Here is a 23352-nt window from a genome sequence, read left to right as displayed (position 1 = left end):
AGGGTTGTTGACAACAAGGTTTAAGCCCTTAATGCCAACCCCGAACAAGAATATTTCCGCCAATATGGCGAATGATAATAAAAGGATACTGTCGTGCTTGAAGCTTATCGTAAACACGTCGAAGAACGTGCTGCAGAGGGTGTGGTTCCACAGCCTCTAAACGCAGAGCAAGTTGTTGCCTTAGTTGAATTACTGAAAAATCCTCCCGCTGGTGAAGAATCTTTCCTTTATGAATTGTTATCAACCCGCATTCCACCGGGTGTAGATGAAGCCGCCTATGTAAAAGCCGGCTTTTTAGCCGCTGTTGCCAAAGGTGAAGTGAGCTCACCCGTGGTGTCTGCCGCACAAGCCACCGAGCTGTTGGGCACCATGCAGGGCGGCTATAACATAGCACCGCTGATTGAGTTGCTAGACGTCACTGAGTTAGCCCCCATTGCCACTAAGGCACTCAGCCACACCCTGCTGATGTTTGATGCGTTTCACGACGTAGAAGAAAAAGCGAAAGCCGGTAATGAATTTGCCAAACAAGTATTGCAGTCTTGGGCGGATGCCGAATGGTTTTTAGAGCGCGAAAAACTGGCTGAGAAAATCAGCATGCGGGTATTTAAAGTATCAGGCGAAACCAACACCGATGACTTATCCCCTGCACAAGATGCCTGGTCACGCCCCGATATTCCTTTGCATGCGTTAGCTATGCTGAAAAACGCTCGTGATGGTATTGTACCCGATAAAGATGGCGTGGTTGGCCCCATTAAAGAGCTGGAATCATTAAAAGAGCAAGGTTTCCCATTGGTATATGTGGGTGACGTTGTGGGTACCGGCTCAAGCCGTAAATCTGCGACTAACTCTGTGCTGTGGCACATGGGTGACGACATTCCGTTTGTGCCTAACAAACGCGGTGGCGGCATTTGTATTGGTAATAAAATTGCTCCTATCTTCTTTAACACCATGGAAGATGCCGGTGCGCTGCCCATTGAGTGTAATGTAGATAAGCTTAACACCGGTGATGTTATCGATATTTACCCTTATGAAGGTAAAATTTGTGTTCATAACAGCGATGAAGTGCTCAGCACCTTTAGCCTAAAAACCGACGTGTTATTAGACGAAGTGCGTGCCGGTGGCCGCATTCCGCTGATTATTGGCCGTGGCTTAACAGATAAAGCCCGTGAAGCATTAGGCTTGGGCGTGTCTGACGCCTTTAAACGTCCTGCGCCAGTAGCAGAATCGACCAAAGGCTTTACCCTTGCCCAGAAAATGGTTGGTAAAGCATGCGGTGTGAAAGGGGTGCGTCCTAATCAGTATTGCGAGCCTAAGATGACCACGGTCGGCTCTCAAGACACCACTGGGCCCATGACCCGTGACGAGTTAAAAGACTTAGCGTGCTTGGGCTTCTCCGCCGATTTAACCATGCAGTCGTTCTGTCATACCTCGGCTTACCCTAAGCCGATTGATGTGAACACCCACCACACCTTGCCCGATTTTATTATGAACCGTGGCGGTGTCTCATTGCGCCCAGGTGATGGTGTAATTCACTCTTGGTTAAACCGTATGTTGCTGCCCGATACCGTGGGTACCGGCGGTGACTCGCACACCCGTTTCCCGATGGGGATTTCTTTCCCAGCGGGCTCAGGCTTAGTGGCGTTTGCTGCGGCCACCGGTGTGATGCCACTGGATATGCCAGAGTCGGTATTGGTGCGCTTTAAAGGCGAAATGCAACCAGGCATTACCCTACGTGACCTAGTGCACGCTATTCCCTATTATGGCATTCAAAATGGTCTATTAACGGTAGCTAAAGCGGGCAAAATTAATGAATTTTCAGGCCGCGTGGTAGAAATTGAAGGCTTGCCACAGCTAAAAGTTGAGCAAGCGTTTGAACTTGCTGATGCCACTGCCGAGCGTTCTGCTGCGGGTTGTACCATCAAGCTAGATAAAGAGCCGGTAGCGGAATACTTAAGCTCTAACATTGTCATGTTGAAGTGGATGATCAGTGAAGGTTACGGTGATCGTCGCACCATAGAGCGTCGTATTAAAGGCATGGAAGAATGGCTGGCTAATCCAGAATTGATGGAAGCCGATGCCGATGCTGAATACGCTCACGTATTAGAAATTGATATGAGTGAAATCAAAGAGCCGATTCTGTGTGCGCCAAACGACCCTGATGATGCTCGCTTGTTATCTGAAGTGACAGGTGAAGTGATTGACGAAGTCTTTATTGGCTCGTGCATGACTAACATTGGTCACTTCCGCGCAGCAGGTAAGTTACTGGATAAATATAGCGGTCAGTTACCGACTCGCTTATGGGTTGCTCCACCGACTAAGATGGATAAAGACCAACTAACCGACGAAGGTTACTACGGTATCTTTGGCCGTGTAGGCGCGCGTATCGAAACCCCAGGTTGTTCTTTGTGTATGGGTAACCAAGCCCGGGTTGCAGATAACAGCACTGTAGTGTCTACCTCAACTCGTAACTTCCCGAACCGTTTAGGTAAGGGCGCTAATGTGTTCTTAGCGTCAGCTGAATTGGCTGCCGTTGCTGCTATTCACGGTAAGTTGCCAACGGTTGCCGAGTACTTAGAGTATGCCGAGCAGTTAAACGCCACTGCCGCCGATACTTATCGCTACTTAAACTTTGACCAGTTAGACAACTACGTAGAAAAAGCCGACACGGTTATTTTTCAGCAAGTGGTCTAATCAGCTCAAAATCGGTTAACTATCAAAGCCAGCCCTTAGGGCTGGCTTTTTTTATGCTTTCTATCCGTTCTAGATATCGCCTTTGTAATGGTCATTTTCATTCGGACGGTTTTGTTGCGCAAAACGTACGTTTTTATTTTTTTATAGCAGGAACTTTTTCACAAAAATGTGAAAGTTAAACTTGATCTAAATCAAACATTGAATGAGAATGACTCGCCTTTAAGTTTGTTATCATTTTTTACAAGGAGTTGTTCGTGCACACCTTTATCAAGTCATCTTCTCTTCCCCCAAGAAAAATACTGACCCCTGCGGTAGGTTTTGCGGTTGCATCACTTGCCGTCTCAGCACAAGCACAGCAAGTGACTGAGCTCGATATTATTACCGTACAAGAAGCCCGAGAGCAGGGATACAAAGCTAATGAATCTGCTTCTGGTAAGTATGTTAAGCCGCTGTTAGACACCCCACAAACGGTCACAGTGGTACCGCAAGAAGTGATGAAAGAGCAGCAGGCTTTAAGTTTGCGTCAAGTGTTATCTAACGTGTCAGGTATTACTTTTGATGCGGGCGAGGGCGGTGGTGGCTCGGGTGATAAAATTAATATTCGTGGCTTTAGTGCCAACTCGAATATGCAAATTGATGGCCTGCGTGACAGCAGCCAAAACAACCGTACCGATACTTTTAATATTGAACAAGTGGAAGTATTAAAAGGCCCTAACTCAGTGTTTGGTGGCGCGGGTACCACAGGTGGTGCCATTAACCAAATCAGCAAAGCGCCTAAACAGCGTGATTTTGCCGAAGTTGGTGCCAGCTTGGGAACAGATAAATATCATCGCATGACGCTAGATGTAAACAAGACGCTAGATAATGTAGGTGTAGACAGTGCATTTCGTATTAACTTAATGGCTCACGAAAATGACGTGCCGGGCCGAGATGATATCGACCGCGAACGTTTTGGTATTGCGCCTTCTGTGACCATTGGTCTAAGCGAAGATACGAGGGCTACGTTGAGCTACTTCCATCAAGAAGACGACAATTTGCCTGACTACGGCTTGCCAGCACGTGATGGCAAAATTCTTCCTGGTGTCGACCGTGAGTCTTATTTTGGCTGGCGCAACCTTGATGAAGAAAAAATTAAGTCGGATGCCGTAACGCTAAAGCTAGAGCACGAGCTGAATGACAAGGTACGCATTGAAAACCAAACCCGTTATAGCCGTGTAGACAGAGATACTACTATTTCAGCTTCACATGTGAATACCGATGGTTTGGCGCTAGGAAAGTACTTACCCGCAGGGCCGCAGGCTTATCGTCGCCATGCAAAAAATGATCTTTGGGTTAATCAATTAGGATTAAGCACAGAGTTTAATACTGGCAGTCTGACCCATGACATGCTGGTTGGCGGTGAGATTTCTCGCGAAACTTATGATTTAACCGTTTCTAATTATGGATTGGGTAAAATAGGTAATGAATACCCTACAGGTGGGTTTGACCTATTTAATCCACCAGGAAAGTGGGAAGGTTCAACAACCGTGACTCCTGGCGGTGGTTCTGATGCTGTTTTAAACACTAAAGCCTTGTATGTATTTGATACTATTGGCCTTGCGCCCAAATGGGATTTAAGCTTAGGGTTGCGTCACGACTGGGTGTCTGGTGAAACGACCAGTAAAGGCAACAATGACACGGTAAAAACCAGCGACCAAGCGTTCAGCGGTCGTGCCGGTGTGGTGTATAAGCCTGCTGACAATGGCCGTGTTTATTTAGCTTATGGTACCTCATTCTCTCCCTCAGCCGAGGCGCTGGCCACCTCTGGTCGCCTGCCATTAAGCGGTGCGGCTGGGGTAGAAGATCTTAAGCCAGAGGAAAGTGAAACCTGGGAGCTTGGCACCAAGTGGGAGTTAATGGATGGTCGCTTAGGCTTAGATGGCGCAATATTTCGTGTCGATAAAACCGATGTTACTGAAGAGAATTCGCTAACTGGAGCCCTAGAGCAAGCCGGTGAACAAAGAGTGCAAGGGGTTGAGCTGGGCTTAACCGGTGAAATCACTGAGCAGTGGAAGTTGTTTGCCAACTACACCTTTTTAGACAGTGAAACGCGAGCTTCGGTAGGTAAACCTCAGGCAGGAGGCCGTGATCCTGTTGGTGAGCCACTGGGGAATACTCCTCGTAATAGTGCCAACTTATGGACGACTTACCAACTAGCGCCCGGAGTAGAAGTAGGTTACGGTGCTCGTTATGTAGGCTCTCGCCATGTGGCATCGGATGTGGAAGCTAAGCTAGAAAGCTACTGGGTACACAATGCCATGGCGTCTTATAAAGTGAACGATGCCTTTAGTTTACAGCTTAATGTGAACAACCTGTTTGATGAAGAATACGTAGAACGCGTACGTGGTCGTCCTGGCACAGACACTCGCAGCTCAGCCGTTGAATTAGGTGATGGTCGTTCAGCAGTTGTGTCTGCAAACTACCGCTTTTAAGTAACACCTGACGTTTACGCTGTACGCCGTATGTGAGAAAGAGAAACATCATCTTTTTTCGTACGGCGTATGGCGTATCGCTGTTTTGAGGAGTAATTTTATTATGATGTTACATATTCCTAACGTGCTAACTGCTGCGCAGGTAGCTGAATGTCGTGAGTTGCTTTTGGCGGCTGATTGGATTGACGGCAAAAGTACCGCAGGCTTTCAATCATCGATGGCCAAAAATAATTTACAACTGCCCGAAGATAGCGAGCAGGCTCGCTATATCGGTAATATGATCACCACCGCATTATCAAACAACCCACTATTTGTAGCCGGTGCTTTGCCTGCCAAAATATTTCCGCCGTTATTTAACTGTTACCAAGGTGGCCAGTCGTTTGGGGTGCACGTTGATAACTCTATTCGCTTTAATAACACCACAGGCGAGCCTATTCGTACCGATTTATCGGCAACCCTGTTCTTTTGTGAGCCTGATGAATATGAAGGTGGTGAATTGGTGGTAGAAGACAGTTATGGCGCGCACAGCGTGAAGCTGCCTGCAGGTGATTTGATCTTGTATCCATCAACCAGCTTGCACCAAGTAACAGCGGTGACTAAAGGCGCACGGATCAGTTCATTTTTTTGGATTCAAAGCATGGTGCGTGATGATGGCCAGCGTACTTTATTGTTTGATTTAGACTCCAGTATTCAAAATATAAATCAACAATTGGGTACAGACAGTGAATCTAGTATTCAGCTAACCGGTGTATATCACAACCTATTACGCCGCTGGGCTTTGTAGATTAATATAAAGCGCCGAGCACCAAGCGCCCGGCGCCAAGCAGAGATTTAAACCACCGAAATCCATTACTTACCGCGCTTCTTTGTTGCGAGAGCCACGGAAGAACACGAACAAGCGCGCCTAGATCTTAGTGGTTAGGTCTAATTATAAAGATCTCTTTCTAAATTTATTCCTATTTCTCCGTGGGTTCCATGTTCTTCCGTTGCAGATAGATCTTTAGATCTTGGGCTTTGCTTGGCACTGTCCCTATACAGCAACCAAAAAAAGCCGACCGGGCTAGATGCGCGGTCGGCTTTTTTGCTAGTTGCTAGCAGCGATTAGTTTGCTTGTTCTTGCGCTTGTGCTAAATCGGCTGCGTCTTGTGCTGCTTCATCGGCTTTTGCTTGTGGGCTCAGCGGCATAATCAAGTTTAAGATAATGGCCATAATACCCCCTGCGGCCATGCCGTTAGAGAAGGTATCTTTTATCAACTCAGGCATAGACTGCAAAATATCAGGCACTTGATCCACCCCCAATCCTACGCCAAACGAGATGGCCATAATCAGCAGGGCACGTCTGTCTAAGCGCTCGCGCGATAAAATACGAATACCCGCAGCGGCAATGGAGCCAAACATCACCAAGGTCGCACCGCCTAATACAGGGTCGGGAATGCGTTGAACTAAGGTGCTTACTGCGGGAAATAAGCCCAGCAAAACTAAAATACCCGCCACAAAGAAGCCCACATAGCGGCTGGCCACGCCAGTCATTTGAATCACACCATTGTTCTGGCTAAAGGTCGAGACCGGAAAGGTATTAAATACTGAGGCCAACATAGAGTTTACGCCATCACCCAGCACACAACCTTTAATGCGCTTCATATAAGTGGGGCCTGAAACCGGCTCGCCCGATACTTCTGAGGTTGCTGTAGTGTCACCAATACCCTCTAGTGCAGTAATTAAAAATACTAATACCAGCGGAATAAACAGCGACGCATCAAAGCCTAAGCCATATTTTAGCGGTGTAGGAAAAGCAAATGCCGGAATATCATCAAACTGGGCATCGGGTATTTTGTCCATATACATGGCCAACAGTGTGCCCACTACCATGGCAACCAAAATAGCCGAGAGGCGGATATAGGAGTTAGAAATACAGTTCATCACCACAATAATAGCCAATACGGTACCGGCTAATAGTAGGTTTTGTAGCGAGCCAAAGCTGCCATCCGCCATGGCACCGTAACCGCCACCTACAGAGGTTAACCCGATTTTAATCAGAGTTAAGCCGATTAAGGTCACCACAATACCACTAACCAGCGGCGAGATAACTCGGCGCGCTAAGTGTAAGAAGCGCGATAAAATAATTTCAGTAGGAGCAGCTAATAACGCGGTACCAAAAATAGCTGCCAGCATCACATCTGTGCTCATACCGCCGCCTTTCATGGCCAAGCCACTGGCAATAATAGGCCCTAAAAAGTTAAAGCTGGTGCCTTGAATTGATAGTAAGCCAGTACCAATTGGACCCACACGTTTAATTTGAATAAAGGAAGCAACACCGGTAATAAACAGCGACATACTAATAATGTGTGCCGTGTCTGCAGTGGGCAGACCTAACGCTTGGCTAATAATCAATGGTGGTGTGATCACGGCAATAAAGAGGGCCAGCAAGTGCTGAACGGCCGCGAACAACGCCTGAGGAACAGGCGGTTTGTCGTGTAACTTATAAACCAGTTCACTCTGACTGAGTGCGGTTGATGTTGGTTGGCTCATAATGCTGATTTCCAAAATAAAGGTAGCGAGAGGAGTTAATTGTTGTGTTTTTGTTTGCTTTGTTAATCTGAGGTGAAGTATTTCAGTTATTAATGTTATCTTCAACTGAAATAAGTTCTAAATTTGAGGGCGCATAGTGTACGTGAGTCAATAAGATTAGACCAACGCACATCATGCATCGGCTTCATTGTGGTATGCTATCTATGCATTACTTATTGTCTGTTATTTTTGCCAGTCAGCTTAACTATTTTTCTCTTTATCTTGTAGCGTCAAGCTTTGTGTTCGTGGTTGCGCTAGTGAGTGTTAGAATCTGTCTTTAATTGTTGATGGCAACTTGCCGGTGGAGTGTGTGTGGAATTTGAATTTTTTCGCGATCTAAATGGTCATCATCGTGCGCGGTTTAGCATGGGACACGAAGCCATGGGGCAATGGCTAACGGATGAAGTGAATGTGGCCGAAACTACCGAGTTATTAACCGTTATCGCCAAGCTCACGGCGGGTGAGCTACAAGAGTTTAAGAAAAACTATGCCGAGTGCTCATTACTTCTTACCCAAGATGAAGCAGAGTTGAGCGCGCATTCATTAAATTTTGAAAGCGAATTAGAAGATGGCATGGCCTATTACGACGACGAACTCTACGCCGGCTGCGGCTTAGACGATCTCGCGCGAGTATTAGAGCAATGGCAAGACTTTTGTACTAATCAGTAAAAACAGCCATAAGCTGTCAGCTGCCAGCCGTAAGTTAACAAATCAAAACAAGGCTCTAGTACTCGGCGAGACATTGCCTACCCACAGCTGTTGTACAGAGTGAGTTTGGTTTTGCACTGTATTTTCTTTTACTTACAGCTGACGGCTTATCGCTTACAGCTTTATCTTACCTCTACCGCTTTTGATTTTGCCGCGTAGTGTTTTGCTATCGGTGCGTTTGCGCTTGGCATTTTTGCTGGGTTTGGTGGGGCGGCGCACTTTAATGGGCTTGCCGGCTTGCTTTAGCAGACTGAGTAAGGCTCCTTTGGCGGTTTCTTTATTGGTTAGTTGGCTGCGGTGGCTTTCTACTCGGATCATAATCCAACCTGACTCCAAGATGCGATTATCCTTCATTCTACCTAAGGCTATCTTATAGATGGCGGGCAGGGTGGGACTTTCCATATAATTAAAGCGCAGTTGTACCGCCGAGTCGGTTTTATTGACGTGTTGGCCACCGGCGCCGCTGGCGCGCATGGTAATAAATTCCAACTCTTGATCTGGGATCTGCACACGAGCAGATAACTCCAACATATCAACGTCCTTATGCAGATGTAACATAGCGCTTTGCGCTGCAATTCAACCATATTACCACATTGGCTTGTTACGCTGAAAATGAGAAGTTGTAGCGTCGTTGCATGAAGGGGTTGGCTCTGGCGTTTTGTAGGGTTAAATTTATTCGACCTCTTTAAGGTTTTTGTGCGAATAAATTCGCCCCCTACGAAAAGCCAGAGCGACTCCCTTTGATCATTGCGAGGAGTGCAACGACACGGCAATCCATCTAGCAAGCAGCCGTACGCTTTACGCTGAGCGCCTGACGAAAAAACAAAATTGTAGTTTTTCTTTAACGTAAAGTGATCAGCGTTGGATGTAGCGCTTTCTTTCGAAATGGATTGCCGCGCTACGCTCGCAAAGACGAAATAAGGGCGCATAACAATATAGTGCAAAACCTTGACGTCCAACAGAGTATCTACAAAAGTAAAAACATCGGTTTGACTTTGTTGTCTGACAGCTGAAAGCCGACAGCTGCTCTTAGCTGTTCTTTCACTGATCTGGCGCAAGACATAGATAGGCATTTATCCGTAATATGCTGGGTGCGGTTGCGGATGACACTGTTTATCATTTAGATGTGTGTTGCTTATGGGCTTAGCTTGAGTATAATCCTAAACGTTAATTGTTCTCACTCAACCAAATGGATTTTAACTATGCCTAAGACGAGCAAACTAGGTTTATCTACCGCCGCCTTATTAGTCGCAAGTTTCACCGGCCAAGCGTTTGCTGAAGAAGTAAACGTGTATTCTAATCGCCAAGACTTTCTTATTAAGCCCATAGTGGACAGCTTTACCGAAGAAACCGGTATTGACGTAAATGTGGTGTTTATGAAAAACGGTATGGGTGAGCGTCTAGAGCGTGAAGGCCGCTTGTCGCCAGCAGACGTGGTATTAACAGTAGATGTAAGCCGCTTAATGGACGTAGTAGATAAAGATCTAACCCAAGCGGTTGAGAGTGATATATTAGAAGAGAATATTCCTGCTCAGTACCGTGATGCCGATGGCAAATGGTTTGCCGTAACCACCCGCGCTCGTGCCATTTATAGCTCAAAAGATCGCGTAGGTAAGCGTGATGATATTACCTATGAAGAGCTGGCTGATCCTAAGTACCAAGGAAAAATTTGTACTCGTAGCGGTAAACACCCTTATAATGTGGCGCTAACGGCTTCTATGATTGACGAGCACGGTGTTGAGTACACCAAGACGTGGTTAGAAGGTTTAAAAGCGAACCTAGCACGCAAGCCTCAAGGCGGCGACCGTGACCAAATTAAAGCCATTAATGATGGCGTGTGCGATTACGCGCTGGGCAACAGCTACTACTACGGTGTAATGCTAAGCGACGAAAAACAGCGTGATGCAGCAGAAGCGGTTTATATTAATTTCCCGAACCAAGAAGATCGTGGCACACACGTTAATATTTCAGCAGTTGCGCTGACCAAGCACGCAAAAAACAAAGAATCAGCTGTTAAATTTATGGAGTTTTTAGCCAGTGATGAAGCGCAACATTTATATTCATCCGCTAACCATGAATATCCAGTTAAACCAGGTGCAGATGCATCTGAACTGGTCAGCAGCTGGGGCGACTTCGATGCCGATACACGCCCATTGGCTGATGTAGCAAAACACGCTAAAACAGCCGTTGAGTTGGTAGACGAAGTTCAATACGACCTTTAACAAGACGGGGGCAATGCCCCCCGCTTTGAGTTATCAATGAAACGACCTGGTTGGACAGTCAGTAGTTGGGCATTAGCCCTGCTGCTGACTTTGCCTATAATGGCACTGATATATGAAGCACTGTTACCCACAGAAGGTATTTTTAATCATCTGTGGGTAACGGTGCTTCCTACTTATATTGGCAACACCTTTTGGCTGGTGTTGTTGGTGATGGCCTTTAGCCTGCTTAGTGGGGTGCCGGCCGCCTGGCTAATGGCCATGTGCGAGCTACCCGGCAAACGCTGGCTGCAATGGGCCTTAATTTTACCGCTGGCCATGCCCTCCTATATTGTCGCGTTTGTTTATACCGACTTATTAGACTTCTCGGGTCCCATACAAAGCAGCTTACGCCATTGGTTTGGCTGGAACTCTGCCGCCGATTACTATTTTCCTGCTATTCGCACCCTAGGTGGCGCCGGCATTATTTTAGGCTTGGTGCTCTACCCTTATGTGTATTTGCTGGCGCGTACTGCTTTTATGGAGCAATCTACCAGCCTTATTCAGTCGAGCCGTTTGCTAGGCTGTAGCCCTTGGCAAAGCTTTAAAAAAATTAGTCTGCCGCTGGCGCGTCCCTCTATTGCCGTGGGATTGTCTTTGGTGGCCATGGAGGCATTGGCCGAGTTTGGCACGGTCAACTTTTTTGCTGTTAACACACTGACCACAGCCGTATACGACACTTGGCTGGGGTATGGCAGCTTGAATGCCGCCGCTAAAATTTCGGCTATTATGTTGCTAGTGGTGATGCTGCTACTGAGCATGGAGCGCATGAGTCGCCAACGCCAACAAGTGTTTCAAAAAAACATGGGCCACGAGCAACAAGCTGGTTATCAGCTGTCGGGCATAGCCAAGTGGGGCGCGTTAGGGTTTTGCTGGGCGCTGGTATTACTGGGCTTTTTGTTGCCTTTTATGATTTTGTGTTACCACGCGGTGCACTATTTTGATCAAGCTTGGAACAGCCAGTTTTTTGAATACAGCTTTAATAGTTTATTGCTATCAACCCTAGTAGCGGGCATTGCCCTTACAGTGGGCTTATTACTGGGAATGCACCACAGGCTAACGGGCAATACCGCCTCTGTATTGCCGATGCGCCTAGCGTCTATGGGCTATGCCTTGCCGGGAACGGTACTGGCCATTGGGGTATTAGTACCCTTAACCAGCCTCGACTTTGCTATTAATGATGCCGCCCTTTGGTTGGGCGTAACTGAGCCGGGCTTGTTGTTTACCGGCACCATGATCGCTATTGCTTTTGGGTATTTAGTGCGCTTTGGTGCCATGGCCATTGGCTCGGTAGAAAGCAGTTTAGGCAAGGTGTCGCCGTCATTAGATATGGTCACCCAAACCATGGGCTACAGCCCCAGTGCCATGATGATGAAAGTCCATATGCCGCTGATCCGCAAAGGCATGCTGGCGGGGGCCTTGTTAGTGTTTATTGAATGTATGAAAGAGCTGCCAGCGGCACTCTTACTTAGGCCGTTTAATTTTCAAACCTTGGCCACCTACGTATATCAGTTTGTGTCTGACGAGCAGTTAGAGCTGGGTGCTTTGCCTGCCATTGCCATTGTGCTGGTAGGTTTAGTACCGCTGATTTTCTTAAACCGATCATTGGAGCAACAACACTGATGGCGGCATTAGATGTAAAAAACTTAACCTGTAGCTATAACGGCAAAGCCATTCTTGATGACTTGTCGTTGCAGGTGGGTGAAAACGAAATTATGTGTTTGCTGGGAGCCAGTGGCTGCGGTAAAACCACCTTATTAAAGGCCATTGCCGGCCTCATGCCTATTAGTCAGGGCGAGATCCATATTCACGGCCAACAAATGAACGGCGAGGGTGTGGCTTGGGTGCCCGAGCGGCGCAATATTGGCATGATCTTTCAAGATTATGCGTTGTTTCCGCACTTAAATGTGGCTAAAAACGTGGCTTTTGGCTTGCAGTGCAAAGAAACCAATAAAGCCTTTATTAAAAAACGAGTTGCTGAAGTACTAGAGCTGGTGAACTTAGGTGAGCTGGGCAATCGTTACCCTCATCAGTTATCCGGTGGCCAGCAGCAGCGCGTAGCCATTGCCCGCGCCATGATCGGCCAACCACAGTTAATGTTACTGGATGAGCCTTTTTCTAATATAGATACGCAAGTGCGCATGCGCTTGATCAGTGAAATTCGTGATTTGCTAAAAGGGCAGGGTATTAGCGCTATTTTTGTCACCCACAGTAAAGAAGAAGCTTTTGCTTTTTCTGATCGCATGGCGCTCTTTCAAACCGGACACATAGAACAAGTGGGCCGCCCTCAAGCCTTATATCAGCAGCCACAAAGCCGTTTTGTGGCCGACTTTTTAGGCTTGGCAAACTATGTGCCTGCCACCGTCATTGATGCCAGTACCGTGCTCACGCCCATGGGGCCGATTGCTAGTGAAGCGGCCATTAATGCCGAACCCGGCACCAGTGGGCAATTAATGCTGCGCCCGCGACAAATTCAGTTATCGTTAACTGAACAAGGCAATGGTCGTGTGATTGAGCAGCAATTTTTGGGGACGCATACTCGCTGCGTGGTGGAGTGCCAGAGCCTGCATTTAGAGGTGAGCACCAACGACCCATTGCCAGCCGTGAGCCAAGTGAATATCAATATACAGCCTCACGCATTAACCTTCTTCCCCGAGTCACAAGGGCAAAAAGCGGTGGCTTAGGCGCTACGCGCAATGTTGAATGCTTAATTTTTAATGTTGAATGAATAAAAGTTAACATTAAAAACTCAACATTGCCGTTTATCGCTCGTCGCAAGTATTTTTTATCTGTAACTGAGAGCTTAAAGCTGACCGCTTACAGCTGCCCGAAAGGCTTTAGGGTATAATGGCTTATCTGGAACAATAAGAGAGTGAGAGCCATGACTGCACAAGCTGGTATTTGCGCCGAACCTAACCTACACGCCCATTATTTAATGTTTAATATATTGTCGGAGCAATACGCTAAGGTCACCCATGCCTTGGCGCAGGTTCCTGCTTTATGGCAAGAGTTAACTCAAACTTACCCTGATGCTAATTTCTCTGGTTTAGTGGCCATTGGTAATGCAGCGTGGGACAGCTTATACCCCAGCGCTAGGCCTGCTGAGCTTACTGCTTTTCCTGCTCAAAAACAGGGTCAGCGTGTTGCTCCAGAAACCCCGTTCGACTTATTTTTTCAACTGCGAGCCGATAGGTTGGATATCGCTTATATCGCCCAGCAAAAAGTGATGGCGCTGTTGGCGAAGTTAGTGGAGCTTAAAGACGAACGCCAAGGCTTTCGCTATTTAGAAATGCGCGATATGACGGGTTTTGTGGATGGCACAGAAAACCCACAAGGTGACGAGCGGGCTCAGGTGGCGTTAGTGCAAGAGGGGCCTTTTGCGGATGGCAGTTATGTGCATGTACAAAATTATAAGCACAAAATGGCGCGCTGGGAGAAACTGGCAATAAAAGCGCAAGAAGATATTTATGGCCGTACTAAGCCCGACAATATTGAGTATGCATCAGCCGACAAAGCACCCACCGCGCACACCAAACGCACCAGCTTAAAGGATGATGCCGGCAACAGCATGGAAATATTGCGCCAAAGCATGCCCTGGGGCACGGCTAACGCTCAAGGCTTGGTGTTTATTTCGTGCTGTAATACGCCCACGCACTTTGAACGTATGCTAAGCAATATGTTTGTGCCAGATGAACAAGGCCACTTCGATCACCTCACCTTATTTACCCAAGCCGAAACCGGCGCCGCCTTCTTCGCCCCCTCACAAGAATGGTTAAGCACGAAAGGAGCGTAAACGCAGCTGTCAGCTTTAAGCCGTCAGCGATCAGACAAAAAAACAAACCGACCGCAGAGCGGCCATAAGCCAACAAACAGACGCTGGTTTGGAATGTTGTGGGCTGACAGCTTACCGCTGATAGCTGACGGCTTTCTTTTAGTTATACGCTGACCGCTGTACGAAAAACCTAAACCGGTGTTTTCCTTTCACGTACAGCGCTAAACGTACGGCGCTGTTTTTAGCTGTCATTGCGAGGAGCGCAGCGACGCGGCAATCCAGGCCCTTCAGGCAGCGATCAGCTTTAAGCCGTCAGCTATCAGACAAACAAAAAACAAACCGACCGCAGAGCGGCCATAAGCCAACAAACAGACGCTGGTTGAATGTTGTGGACTGACAGCTTACCGCTGATAGCTGACGGCTTACAGCTCCCCGAAGGGGTACGTGTTTGCCTTAAACTGATAGCTGATAGCTGACCGCTATGTTTTAAGGCTCAAACAGCTCGAGTACGTTTTTATGCAAAGTGGCAATGGGAGTATCGTGGGTGGGGGTAATAAAAATAGTATCGTCACCAGCAATAGTGCCTAAAATACCCTCGGCTCTGCCTAGTGAATCTAACATGCGAGCAATGAGTTGCGCAGCCCCAGGGCTGGTGTGAATCACTATTAGTGCACTATTATGGCCAACCTCTAATACCAAGTTTTTTAACTGGCTACTACTGGTCGGCACGCCCAGTTCAACGGGCAAGCAATACACCATTTCCATTTTGGCATTGCGAGTGCGCACCGCACCAAACTTGCTCAGCATGCGCGAAACTTTCGATTGGTTAATGCTATCAAACCCTGCATCCTGCAGCGCAATCACAATTTCTGCCTGAGAACCAAAACGTTCCTCGTTAAGTAAGGCCTTAAATACCTTAACCAGATGTTCTTGCTTTTCGTTCATTTTTTGCAGCCGACTGAGCGTGGTTGAATAAGGCATATTGTCTATCCGCCATGGTTTTTTATCAAGGATTAGTCATTTATATTGCATAAGAATGCAAAATTAGCTTGCATTAACAGCCATGCAAAATAAAATCAGTTCAACACTCTGACATTTGATGTGAATATAGCGCATGGGCATAGAATTCAGCGGCATCTGCAAGTCTTGGTCTGGTCAGGAAATTTTAAGCCAAGTATCCTTAAAATGCGATGCTGGCGAGACCTTAGTTCTGCTTGGGCCTAGTGGAGCAGGGAAAAGTTCTTTGCTACGGCTAATGAACTTGCTGGATATTCCAGACAAAGGCCAGCTAACCATAGCCGGGCAAAGCTTTAATTTTCCTGATGCGCAGCTTGGGCGCCTTAATAAGCGTGCCCAGCAGCTGCGAAGTCAGGTAGGCATGGTATTTCAGCAATATCATTTGTGGCCTCACCTTACGGTGGAGCAAAACCTGCTAGAAGCGCCTGTTAAAGTATTGGGGATGAATAAAAAGCAGGCACAAGAAAAAGCAGCGCTGCTGCTTAACCAGCTTAAGTTGAGTGACAAGCTACACGCTTGGCCAAGCGCCTTGTCGGGCGGACAGCAACAAAGAGTCGCCATTGCTCGCGCCTTGATGATGGATCCTGCCGTGTTATTGTTTGATGAGCCCACGGCGGCATTGGATCCGGAAATTACCAAAGAGGTAGCCGAGATAATTTTACAGCTGGGTAAAACAGGCATTACGCAAGTGGTGGTTACCCATGAAGTCAGCTTCGCTCATAAAGTGGCCAGTAAAGTGGCTTACCTTGAGCAAGGTCGGTTAATTGAATATGGTGATGCCAAGATACTCGACGAGCCTAACACGCCAAGGTTTGCCGAGTTTTTAGCTCATTAAAGCCCTTTGGTAGATAGTCAGCTTCCAATTTTAATTACAATGAGAATAAGGACATTATCGTGAAAAAAACATTATTATCTTTAGCGCTATTAGCGGCCACAGGTGCTGCACAGGCCGATGAAGTCAAGTTTGTGACTAACGCCGCCTACGCCCCCTTTGAATTTGTTGATGAAAACAATGAAATGCAAGGCTTTGATATCGATCTGGCTAAGGCGATTTGTGAAGTACAGGACATGAACTGTACTTTTCATAATCAAGCCTTCGACAGCCTGATCCCAAGCCTAAAGTTTCGTCGCTACCACGCCGCTATTGCCGCCATGGATATTACGCCAGAGCGTGCCAAACAAGTCGACTTTAGTGATATTTACTACGAAAATTCTGCGGTTTTTGTTACCCCTACCGATAAGTTTGCCGATACAGATGCGCTACAAAAAGAAACCGTAGGCGTGCAAAATGGCACCTCGCATCAAAAATATATTCAAGACAAACTAGAAGCCGATGGCATGAATGCTCGCCCTTATCAAAGTGTACAAGATGCGCTGCTTGATATGAGCAATGGCCGTATTAATGCGGTATTTGCCGACACTGCCGTAGTGGGTGATTGGTTAGCTAACAACTCAGGTTATGCGGTATTGGGTGAGCGCATTACTGATGATGACTATTTTGGTACCGGTTTTGGTATTGCGGTGACCAAAGGCAATCAAGAGCTGCTAGACCAACTTAACCAAGGCTTGAATGCGTTAAAAGAGAACGGCACCTATACCAGTCTCTATCAACAGTATTTCCCTCAGTAATATGCTCACTCATCTAATGAATGCCAGCCTGATGACCTTAGGGCTGGCATTGACGTCATTAGCCGTGGGTTTGGTGCTGGCTATTTTATTTTGTGGTGGAGAAATGAGCCGCTTTGCGCTGCTGCGCTGGCCGGTAACATTACTCACGACCATATTGCGTGGCTTGCCTGAAATCTTGGTGGTGTTTTTTATCTACTTTGGCTCTACCCAAGTACTCTTTTTAATTACCGGTCAATATATTGAATTTAGCCCGTTTTGGTGTGGTGTAACGGCGCTTTCGCTGCTGTTTGCCGCCTACGCAGCGCAAACCCTGCGGGGGGCACTAAAAGCAGTGCATAGTGGCCAGCGCCAAGCGGCACAAGCATTGGGCTTGCCTCGGTTTTACACCTTTGTACATATAGTTCTGCCACAAACTTGGCGCCATGCCTTGCCGGGGTTGGGTAACCAGTGGTTAGTATTGCTAAAGGACACGGCACTGGTGTCGTTAATTGGCGTGCATGACTTAATGTATCAAGCAAAAGCGGTGGCTTCTCGTACCTATGAGCCTTTTACTTGGTATGGTATAGCGGCGCTGATTTACTTGGTTATTACGGTAGTCAGTGCTAAGGGCCTTAAGCGATTAACGACTCGAGTAACGCGTTATGATTGATTGGTTGCGAAGCGTAGATAGCTTGAGTTATTTACCCACCTTATTACAAGGGGTAAGTATTACCTTGCAGATCACGGCGGCAGGCCTATTGCTTGGGCTGGTGATAGCCCTGCTACTTACCTGGATACTAGAGCAAAACACCCCAGTGTTAGCTCAACTCACCGAAGGTTATTTGTTGCTATTTACGGGCACGCCTTTGTTGGTGCAAATATTTTTGGTGTATTACGGCCCGGCTCAGTTTGACTGGATAAAAGACAGTTGGATGTGGGCCTACCTGCGAGAGCCGATGTTTTGTGCCATTTTGGCTTTGGGGATGAATGCGGGCGCTTACACTTGCCGGTTATTTAAAGGGGCGCTGGAGGCGGTGCCAAAAGGGGAGACTTTGGCTTGCCAAGCACTGGGCATGAGCCACTGGCAAACATTAAGTGTGAAATTACGACATGCTATGCGCCGGGTTATTCCTGCTTACTCAAACGAGGTAGTGTTAGTACTTAAAGGCAGCTCACTGGCCAGTACTATCTCTATTATGGAGATTATGGGCCTGGCGCAACGCATTAATGGTCAAACTTACGATACCTTGGCGGTGTTTGGTTTAGCAGGGGCGATTTATTTAGTGTTAAATGGTGTTTTAACGCTGCTATTTAGAGTGCTTGAGCAAAAAGCACTGCGTTTCCAAACACATTCCTAATGACACAGCAACTTATCAGCTCGTTTTGCGAACCCTGACTCAGTGGCAGTAAAAGGAATAGATGTGATCTAGGCCTTTGTTGACCTCACAAAATATAGATTTCACATTATGTTAACTATTGTGTTTTTCTAGTGTATTCGCTATGTTGCTAAAGCACTAGGAAACGTCTAACAATTCAAATAATAACGGAGTTCAGCTATGAAAGTTGCCGTACTTGGAGCCGCCGGTGGTATCGGCCAAGCTCTGGCCCTGCTATTAAAAAACAACCTGCCTGCCGGTTCTGCATTAAGCCTGTACGATATCGCACCCGTTACCCCAGGTGTTGCCGCCGACCTTAGCCATATCCCAACTGCAGTAGAAGTAGTGGGCTTTGGTGGTGAAGATCCAACACCCGCATTAGAAGGTGCAGACATAGTTTTGATCTCTGCAGGTGTTGCGCGTAAGCCTGGCATGGATCGTGCCGACTTATTTAACGTAAACGCTGGCATTGTAAAAAACCTGATTGAAAAAGTGGCAACAACTTGCCCTAACGCTTGCGTAGGTATTATTACTAACCCGGTTAACACCACAGTGGCGATTGCTGCTGAAGTACTGAAGAAAGCCGGTGTATACGATAAGAATAAACTGTTTGGTATTACCACGCTTGATGTTATTCGTGCTGAAACCTTTGTGGCACAAGCCAAAGGCCTAAACGTGGCTGATGTAAATGTACCCGTGATTGGTGGCCACAGCGGCGTAACTATTTTGCCATTACTGTCTCAGGTTGAAGGTGTGTCTTTCTCTGATGAAGAAATCGAGAAAATGACCCATCGCATCCAGAATGCCGGTACCGAAGTGGTTGAAGCTAAAGCAGGCGGTGGCTCTGCAACCTTATCAATGGGTCAAGCAGCGTGTCGTTTTGCACTGTCGTTAGTAAAAGCGATGGAAGGTGAAACCGACGTTGTTGAGTGCACCTATGTTGAAGGTGGCAGCGAGCATGCACAGTTCTTCGCTCAGCCGGTACTATTAGGCAAGAACGGCGTAGATAAAGTATTGCCTTACGGTGAGCTAAGCGCGTTTGAAGAAAAAGCCATGAACGAAATGCTAGACACCCTAAAAGGTGATATCGATAAAGGCATTGAATTCGTTAAGTAATAGTTATAACGAATAGCAACGAGTAAAAAAGGGAGCCTAGGCTCCCTTTTTGCTTTTTGAAAAATAAAAGGGGTCGGAGTCATTTAGCTTAATGCTCTAAAATGACTCCGACCCCTTTTCTGCGGGTGCAGCTGCCAGACAAACAAAAAGCCAAACCTGTGACCCCTTTGGTGATTTGTCAGCCCTAAGCTGTCAGTTAAAAAAACGTTGTTTCTGTAGTCCCACGCTTTAGCTGTGTGTCTTGCAGAGCAAGAAGGTTTTAACAGACAGCAATGCGCTTTACGCTGACTGCTGTACGACGAAGCCAAATCGGTGTTTGTCTTTAACTGACCGCTGATGGCTGACGGCTTAAAGCTGAAAGCTCCCTAAAGCGGCACACTACAGACAACACCGACTGTTTTTTCGTACTGCGTAAAGCGTACAGCTGCTCTTTCGCCGATGAACTTAGCTATTTAAGCAATAACAGCACGCTTTTTATGTTGCATCACTAAGCCGATAAAGCAGGCGAGTGCGACTACAACGCCAATGGGCTTACTGTATTCCATGGGCAGGTTAAAGCCAATGCCGGCGGTGGCAATGTAAGACACTGTAATGGCAGTACCGATTACGGCAGGAATACTGGTGACCCAATGGAAAGTGCCTCTGTCGAACAGATATTTAGTGGCCAGCCACAGCACGCTGGTCGACAGCAACATATTAGAAAAAGCGAAGTAGCGCCAAATGAGAGCGAAGTCTAAAAAGGTCATCAAATAAGCAATACCTAATAACGGGGCAGCCAGTGCAAGCCTGTTTAGCGTGGTTTGTGAAATCTTAAACGCATCCATAATGGTTAAGCGTAATGAACGAAACGCAGTGTCGCCCGAGGTGATGGGGAAAATAGCCACAGCTAAAATGGCCATTACGCCACCCATCACACCCAGATAACTGCTGGCAATATGGTTAATCACCAAGCCAGGGCCGCCTTGTGCGAGCATGGCTTTTAACTCTAGATAGCCACCAGGGAATGCCGCAATACCGGCCATTGCCCAAACACAGGCCACTATGCCTTCACACATCATGGCGCCATAAAATACCGGACGTGCATATTTTTCATTGGTTAAACAGCGGGCAATCATAGGCGATTGCGTGGAGTGAAAGCCACTAATAGCGCCACAAGTGATGGTTAAAAACAGTAAAGGCCAAACCGGTGCGCCATCTGGGTTAGGCACTAATAAGTCTTCATGGGAATGACTATCAAAGTAGGCAAACACATCGCCAAACTGTGGTAGGTGCGGTGCTTCTAGTAATAACGCTCCGGCAATTAGGGTGGTCATCACTATCATCAACAAGCCAAACAGTGGGTACAGCTTGGTAATAATTTTATCAATCGGTAATAAAGTGGCTAAAAAGTAATAGCCCAAAATGGCCAATACCCAAAAACTATTGCCAGCAAGAAAGGTCCCTTCAAAAAAAGACAGATTACTTAATAGCCCAGCCGGACTCATAATAAAAACCACGCCCACAAAAAATAGCAGCATGGCAGTAAAAATTAACATTACGCCCTTAAAGAAGACGTTGTAATAGTTACCCGCAATTTCTGGCAAGCTTTTACCGTCTTCTTTTAAGCTCATTACGCCAGAGAAGTAGTCATGTATCGCCCCACCCAGCACGTTACCAATCACTATCCAAACCAAGGCGACAGGGCCGTAAAGTGCCCCTAAAATAGGGCCAAAAATTGGACCTACACCGGCAATGTTTAAAAATTGAATTAAAAAAGCCCTAACAGGATGAATAGGCACATAGTCAACGCCATCTGCTAACCGTTGCTGAGGTGTTTTAACTGTGGGATCTATACCGGCTTGTTTTTCAACAAAGGGGCCATAAAACTTATAGCCCAATATTAAAATAGTAATACTGATAAAAAAAATAAGCATTAAGCAAATTCCTTCTGATGTTAGATGCTTAGGATGAATATAATGAGCAAGGTAGCACGGGCGCTCATCGCTGAGTACTATTATACGGTCACCTTAGGTTATTGCTGCGGTAAGTTCAGATTTAGATGTGCTAGTTGGGCTATATTGGCGAAATTGTGGGCGATATAAGAAGCCTTGTACATAATTCACCCCTAATTTGCGAGCGAAGCGCAAGTCCTGTTCGTTTTCTACGCCTTCTAAAATTAGCTTTTTACCGCTGCGATGAGCAAAGCTGCACAGTGCCTCTAATAAGTAGCGGTGAGTGGCTTTATGTCGATGAGTGAGCCAGCTGCGATCTAGCTTTAAATAATCCATATGCAATAACACCTCAAAAGATAGCATGCTATTACTGTCGCCAACATCATCTAATGCCATCAGTAGCCCTTGTTTCTTAAAGGCATGGCTCATAGCGCTGCTATGGCGGGCGTCATTGGCATCTGTGTTCTCAATTATTTCGATAACTACATCGTGCTTATCGACAAGTAAGGCTAATAGTGGGTTGGATTGATGATCACCAAATACGGCGAAAGCGTGAGGATCAATGTTCAGAAACAACAAGCCTTCTTTAGGCGCATGGGCTAATTGTAGTTTCTTCATTTGATATTCAATATTAAACAAGCAGAGTTCATCAGCATGCAGGGCTTCAAATACCCAATCCGGCCTTATCGGCGTGTTGTCTGTCGTATAAAAGCGTGCCAGTGCTTCCCAGCCCATAATAGTATTAGTATGTAAGTCGATAATGGGTTGGTACTCCACGCCGAAATGACGCTGTTGTAATAGTTGGTACAAGGTATAGATATCAATATTGGGGTGGGAAAAAGTAGGCATAATTTATAAATAAAAAATAAATGATACTAATTATCATTTAGTTTATTATGGTTTGTCAATTGGGCTCGTTGGCAAGCCCTACTGTTGATCTATGAGGGAGTCGAATAAGCAGGCCGCCACAACTAGGGTGGGCGACCTTGTAAAATGGGCGAACAGCTTAAAGCTGACCGCTCCTCAAGGGACATTACATCTGTTGATTCAATCCCATGGCCCAAAAGTCTATCTCTAGGCGAGTGGCGTCGTTAAAAATGCGGCTTAATTGTTTAAAGCGCGCGGGCGTTACATCCGCCAGTCGTTCGTTAAGCCATTCAAGCTCGGCTTTGGCTGCAGCCTGAAACTCGTCGCTTTCATACATGGCCAGCCAGGCTTCATAAGGGTTGTTATCGCCGCGTACGGTATTAGGTTGTGCCATTAACCAGCGCGCCACTTCGGCATAACCTACCAAGCAAGGGGCTAGCGCCACATGCATATCTAATAAGTCACCACGGTTGCCGGTGTCTAATACATAACGGGTATAGGCTAAAGTGGCGCGGGCTTCGGGCAACTCAGATAAATCTTGCTCGCTAATGCCCCATTCTTGGCAGTAATTAATGTGTAAGCCAAGTTCTAGATCAATAATGGCATCAAAACCGGCTTTAGCATGGCGCAAGTCGGCAAGCGTTGGGCTTTTATAAGCGGCGAGGGCAAAGGCGCGGCCAAACTGAATTAAAAATAAGTAATCTTGCTTTAAATAATGACGAAACGCCTGTGGCGCCAGCGTGCCTTCACCAAGCTGGCGCACAAAGTCATGCTGAATATAATCCGTCCAAGCTTGATTGTTTTCTGTTTTAAAATCTTCAAAAGTAAAGCTCATTTCCTATCCTTTTGTGAATGTGCCATGGGCTCCCGTTAGATTGTGATCTTGATCGTATTTGGGAGTACAGAACATTCTGGACAAAACTCGCCTAAGAGCAAAGCCTCAAAAGTAGCTGTAAGCCGTCAGTCGTA

At 46.7% G+C, this 23352-nt stretch carries 19 protein-coding genes; 13 read left to right on the top strand and 6 right to left on the bottom strand.

The window, feature by feature from the left end; all coding sequences use genetic code 11:
* Nucleotides 1–93 precede the first annotated feature (93 nt).
* The 3 genes from acnB to J3U76_RS00560 all read left to right on the top strand — a co-directional run bounded on the left by acnB (nucleotide 94) and on the right by J3U76_RS00560 (nucleotide 5946).
* Nucleotides 94–2691 (top strand): bifunctional aconitate hydratase 2/2-methylisocitrate dehydratase, encoded by a 2598-nt coding sequence (acnB, locus tag J3U76_RS00570; protein WP_208003727.1) that lies wholly within the window; start codon nucleotides 94–96, stop codon nucleotides 2689–2691.
* A 254-nt stretch (nucleotides 2692–2945) separates the two neighbouring features.
* Entirely contained in the window at nucleotides 2946–5162 is a 2217-nt protein-coding gene (locus J3U76_RS00565) for a TonB-dependent siderophore receptor (RefSeq protein WP_208003726.1), read from the top strand.
* 103 nt (nucleotides 5163–5265) lie between these two features.
* Entirely contained in the window at nucleotides 5266–5946 is a 681-nt protein-coding gene (locus tag J3U76_RS00560; RefSeq protein ID WP_208003725.1) for a Fe2+-dependent dioxygenase, read from the top strand.
* Between the two features lie 317 nt (nucleotides 5947–6263).
* Here the strand turns inward: J3U76_RS00560 and J3U76_RS00555 are convergent, their stop codons facing one another.
* Entirely contained in the window at nucleotides 6264–7691 is a 1428-nt protein-coding gene (locus J3U76_RS00555) for a uracil-xanthine permease family protein (protein ID WP_208003724.1), read from the bottom strand.
* A gap of 351 nt (nucleotides 7692–8042) precedes the next feature.
* On the opposite strand from J3U76_RS00555, the gene J3U76_RS00550 reads away from it, so the two are divergent.
* Entirely contained in the window at nucleotides 8043–8399 is a 357-nt protein-coding gene (locus J3U76_RS00550) for a YacL family protein (protein WP_208003723.1), read from the top strand.
* A gap of 153 nt (nucleotides 8400–8552) precedes the next feature.
* Here J3U76_RS00550 and arfB read toward each other — a convergent pair whose 3' ends face one another.
* Nucleotides 8553–8969, bottom strand: a complete 417-nt coding sequence (gene arfB, locus J3U76_RS00545) for an alternative ribosome rescue aminoacyl-tRNA hydrolase ArfB (protein ID WP_208003722.1) — start codon at nucleotides 8967–8969, stop codon at nucleotides 8553–8555.
* Nucleotides 8970–9640: 671 nt separating this feature from the next.
* Here arfB and J3U76_RS00540 point away from each other — a divergent pair.
* The 4 genes from J3U76_RS00540 (at nucleotide 9641) to J3U76_RS00525 (ending at nucleotide 14489) form a co-directional block, all read left to right on the top strand.
* Entirely contained in the window at nucleotides 9641–10660 is a 1020-nt protein-coding gene (locus J3U76_RS00540; RefSeq protein WP_208003721.1) for a Fe(3+) ABC transporter substrate-binding protein, read from the top strand.
* A gap of 36 nt (nucleotides 10661–10696) precedes the next feature.
* On the top strand, nucleotides 10697–12319 hold the full coding sequence (locus J3U76_RS00535; protein ID WP_208003720.1) for an ABC transporter permease: 1623 nt from the start codon (nucleotides 10697–10699) through the stop codon (nucleotides 12317–12319).
* Complete coding sequence (locus J3U76_RS00530) at nucleotides 12319–13380, top strand: ABC transporter ATP-binding protein (RefSeq protein ID WP_208003719.1); 1062 nt, start codon at nucleotides 12319–12321, stop codon at nucleotides 13378–13380. Before J3U76_RS00535 ends, J3U76_RS00530 begins: the two co-directional genes overlap by 1 nt.
* A gap of 197 nt (nucleotides 13381–13577) precedes the next feature.
* Nucleotides 13578–14489 carry a Dyp-type peroxidase gene (locus tag J3U76_RS00525; RefSeq protein ID WP_208003718.1) on the top strand — a complete coding sequence of 304 codons (912 nt, stop codon included), beginning with the start codon at nucleotides 13578–13580 and terminating at the stop codon, nucleotides 14487–14489.
* Nucleotides 14490–14954: 465 nt separating this feature from the next.
* On the opposite strand, the gene argR is transcribed toward J3U76_RS00525, so the two are convergent.
* Nucleotides 14955–15449: a transcriptional regulator ArgR gene (gene argR, locus J3U76_RS00520; protein ID WP_243453963.1), complete on the bottom strand. Its 495-nt coding sequence runs from the start codon at nucleotides 15447–15449 to the stop codon at nucleotides 14955–14957.
* Between the two features lie 133 nt (nucleotides 15450–15582).
* On the opposite strand from argR, the gene J3U76_RS00515 reads away from it, so the two are divergent.
* The 5 genes from J3U76_RS00515 (at nucleotide 15583) to mdh (ending at nucleotide 19585) form a co-directional block, all read left to right on the top strand.
* On the top strand, nucleotides 15583–16320 hold the full coding sequence (locus J3U76_RS00515) for an ATP-binding cassette domain-containing protein (protein ID WP_208003717.1): 738 nt from the start codon (nucleotides 15583–15585) through the stop codon (nucleotides 16318–16320).
* 59 nt (nucleotides 16321–16379) lie between these two features.
* Nucleotides 16380–17114 (top strand): transporter substrate-binding domain-containing protein, encoded by a 735-nt coding sequence (locus tag J3U76_RS00510; RefSeq protein WP_208003716.1) that lies wholly within the window; start codon nucleotides 16380–16382, stop codon nucleotides 17112–17114.
* Between the two features lies 1 nt (nucleotide 17115).
* Entirely contained in the window at nucleotides 17116–17763 is a 648-nt protein-coding gene (gene artQ, locus J3U76_RS00505; protein ID WP_208003715.1) for an arginine ABC transporter permease ArtQ, read from the top strand.
* Complete coding sequence (gene artM / locus J3U76_RS00500; protein ID WP_208003714.1) at nucleotides 17756–18451, top strand: arginine ABC transporter permease ArtM; 696 nt, start codon at nucleotides 17756–17758, stop codon at nucleotides 18449–18451. Before artQ ends, artM begins: the two co-directional genes overlap by 8 nt.
* A gap of 198 nt (nucleotides 18452–18649) precedes the next feature.
* The gene (gene mdh / locus J3U76_RS00495; RefSeq protein WP_208003713.1) at nucleotides 18650–19585 is read left to right on the top strand and encodes a malate dehydrogenase; all 936 of its coding nucleotides are present in this window, start codon (nucleotides 18650–18652) and stop codon (nucleotides 19583–19585) included.
* 452 nt (nucleotides 19586–20037) lie between these two features.
* Here the strand turns inward: mdh and J3U76_RS00490 are convergent, their stop codons facing one another.
* From J3U76_RS00490 to tenA, 3 genes are all read right to left on the bottom strand, one after another.
* Nucleotides 20038–21498: a carbon starvation CstA family protein gene (locus tag J3U76_RS00490; protein ID WP_208003707.1), complete on the bottom strand. Its 1461-nt coding sequence runs from the start codon at nucleotides 21496–21498 to the stop codon at nucleotides 20038–20040.
* Between the two features lie 93 nt (nucleotides 21499–21591).
* Entirely contained in the window at nucleotides 21592–22365 is a 774-nt protein-coding gene (locus J3U76_RS00485; RefSeq protein ID WP_208003705.1) for an EAL domain-containing protein, read from the bottom strand.
* A gap of 184 nt (nucleotides 22366–22549) precedes the next feature.
* The gene (tenA, locus tag J3U76_RS00480) at nucleotides 22550–23218 is read right to left on the bottom strand and encodes a thiaminase II (protein WP_208003703.1); all 669 of its coding nucleotides are present in this window, start codon (nucleotides 23216–23218) and stop codon (nucleotides 22550–22552) included.
* Between the last annotated feature and the right edge of the window lie 134 nt (nucleotides 23219–23352).

Origin of the sequence: Oceanisphaera pacifica (assembly GCF_017498065.1) — a bacterium.
Taxonomy (GTDB): Bacteria; Pseudomonadota; Gammaproteobacteria; order Enterobacterales; family Aeromonadaceae; genus Oceanimonas; species Oceanimonas pacifica.
This window is presented reverse-complemented; position numbering and strand designations above follow the sequence as displayed.

Bases quoted from the DNA above. Each gene is read 5' to 3' on its own strand.
- J3U76_RS00560 (WP_208003725.1), top strand. From the start codon at position 5,266: ATGATGTTACATATTCCTAACGTGCTAACTGCTGCGCAGGTAGCTGAA.
- J3U76_RS00555 (WP_208003724.1), bottom strand. From the start codon at position 7,691: ATGAGCCAACCAACATCAACCGCACTCAGTCAGAGTGAACTGGTTTAT.
- arfB (WP_208003722.1), bottom strand. From the start codon at position 8,969: ATGTTGGAGTTATCTGCTCGTGTGCAGATCCCAGATCAAGAGTTGGAA.
- J3U76_RS00540 (WP_208003721.1), top strand. From the start codon at position 9,641: ATGCCTAAGACGAGCAAACTAGGTTTATCTACCGCCGCCTTATTAGTC.
- J3U76_RS00535 (WP_208003720.1), top strand. From the start codon at position 10,697: ATGAAACGACCTGGTTGGACAGTCAGTAGTTGGGCATTAGCCCTGCTG.
- J3U76_RS00530 (WP_208003719.1), top strand. From the start codon at position 12,319: ATGGCGGCATTAGATGTAAAAAACTTAACCTGTAGCTATAACGGCAAA.
- J3U76_RS00525 (WP_208003718.1), top strand. From the start codon at position 13,578: ATGACTGCACAAGCTGGTATTTGCGCCGAACCTAACCTACACGCCCAT.
- argR (WP_243453963.1), bottom strand. From the start codon at position 15,449: ATGCCTTATTCAACCACGCTCAGTCGGCTGCAAAAAATGAACGAAAAG.
- J3U76_RS00515 (WP_208003717.1), top strand. From the start codon at position 15,583: ATGGGCATAGAATTCAGCGGCATCTGCAAGTCTTGGTCTGGTCAGGAA.
- artQ (WP_208003715.1), top strand. From the start codon at position 17,116: ATGCTCACTCATCTAATGAATGCCAGCCTGATGACCTTAGGGCTGGCA.
- artM (WP_208003714.1), top strand. From the start codon at position 17,756: ATGATTGATTGGTTGCGAAGCGTAGATAGCTTGAGTTATTTACCCACC.
- mdh (WP_208003713.1), top strand. From the start codon at position 18,650: ATGAAAGTTGCCGTACTTGGAGCCGCCGGTGGTATCGGCCAAGCTCTG.
- J3U76_RS00490 (WP_208003707.1), bottom strand. From the start codon at position 21,498: ATGCTTATTTTTTTTATCAGTATTACTATTTTAATATTGGGCTATAAG.
- J3U76_RS00485 (WP_208003705.1), bottom strand. From the start codon at position 22,365: ATGCCTACTTTTTCCCACCCCAATATTGATATCTATACCTTGTACCAA.
- tenA (WP_208003703.1), bottom strand. From the start codon at position 23,218: ATGAGCTTTACTTTTGAAGATTTTAAAACAGAAAACAATCAAGCTTGG.